Here is a 1306-nt window from a genome sequence, read left to right as displayed (position 1 = left end):
GGTCCACTTCTGGTTGGCGTTGCCGCTGCACTCCCAGATCTGCAGGCGGGTGCCGTTGGCGCTGGACTGGCCGGTGGCGTCCAGGCACTTGTTGGCGGCGGGGTTCACCAGGTCGTTCGCGGCGCTGTGGACCCACTGCTGGGCGGCGGTGCCGTTGCAGTCGTAGAGCTGGATCTGCGTTCCGTTGGCGGTGCCGGCGGCGGTGACGTCCAGGCACTTGCCCAGCGCCCTGATGGTGCCGTCGCCGTTACGGGTCCACTGCTGGGCGGCGGTGCCGTTGCAGTCGTAGAGCTGGACGGCGGTGCCGTTGGCACTGCTGGCGGCGGCGACGTCGACGCACTTGCCGCCGATGCCGGTGATCTGCCCGGTGGCGGCGGCGGCCGGTGACGCGACCGTCACACCGGCGAGGGCGAGGGCGACGACGGTGAGCATCCCGCCGAGGGTGGTCGGGAGCGGCGTGCGACGGCGCCGGGGAGGCGACTGTCTGGCGGCCATACGCGGATTTCCTTCCGTCTTGGGGGGCGTGCGGGGGGCCGGACATGACGAGCGTGCTTTTGCGAGTGGCCGTACGCGACCCGGTGGGCCTGACGTGTGGCGGCGCGCCGCTCGGCGTGCCCTGAGGTCCTGCCGCGACGGATACGGCAGGGGAAGGCGAGGTCTTGCCCGGATGGGGAGCGGTCGGCGCGCCTCGCATCCGCCAACGCCCCGCGTTGGAGAGAGCGAGTCATGGGGGGTCCCTTCAAGGCAAGGTCTCGCTTGCCCGGGACCCTAGGTCAGACTTCGTTCTCCAGTCAATACAAGAGGTAAAAAAAGCCGCACAGCCCGGCTCGCCCGCCCGTGCGAAGCGCTGTGATCTGTGCGGAGGCGCGAGGCGGCGACCTGCGGAGGGGACCGTTCCAGGAAGCGGTCCCTGTCAGGGGAGTCCGTCAGAGCGCCCGCGATCCGCTGACGGCGCGCGCGGGGATCGTGCGGCGTCGGCGGCCCCGTTCGCGGAGGCCACCGGGCCTGTCCCCGTCGTGGTTCCGTGCGGCACCGGCGGCCTCCTTCCCGGAAGCCGCCGACGCCGAGGGTTTCTTACCCGCCGTCCGGATCATCCGGCACGGATCAGGGGCGACCGCCGGAGCCGTCGAGCCCGGCGCGGCGCAGGGCGTCGGCCATCGCGCCGCTCGGCGCGTTACGCTGCCGGCCCCCGCGGTCCTGCCGCTGCCGGTCACCGCATATAGCTGCAACAGAAGTCAGCCAAAAGATTCTTTTCCAAGCTCCGCGCCATGCTCATGGTCGCAGTGAAACAACAGCGCACTGCGAC

General features: G+C 71.1%; 1 protein-coding gene. It reads right to left on the bottom strand.

Annotated elements, in window-relative coordinates:
- A partial coding sequence (locus ABZ260_RS51185; protein WP_355633274.1) for a ricin-type beta-trefoil lectin domain protein occupies positions 1-495 on the bottom strand: 495 nt, incomplete at its 3' end.
- Positions 496-1306: the final 811 nt, after the last annotated feature.

Origin of the sequence: Streptosporangium sp. NPDC006013, from assembly GCF_040614275.1 — a bacterium.
Lineage (GTDB): Bacteria > Actinomycetota > Actinomycetes > Streptosporangiales > Streptosporangiaceae > Streptosporangium.
This window is presented reverse-complemented; position numbering and strand designations above follow the sequence as displayed.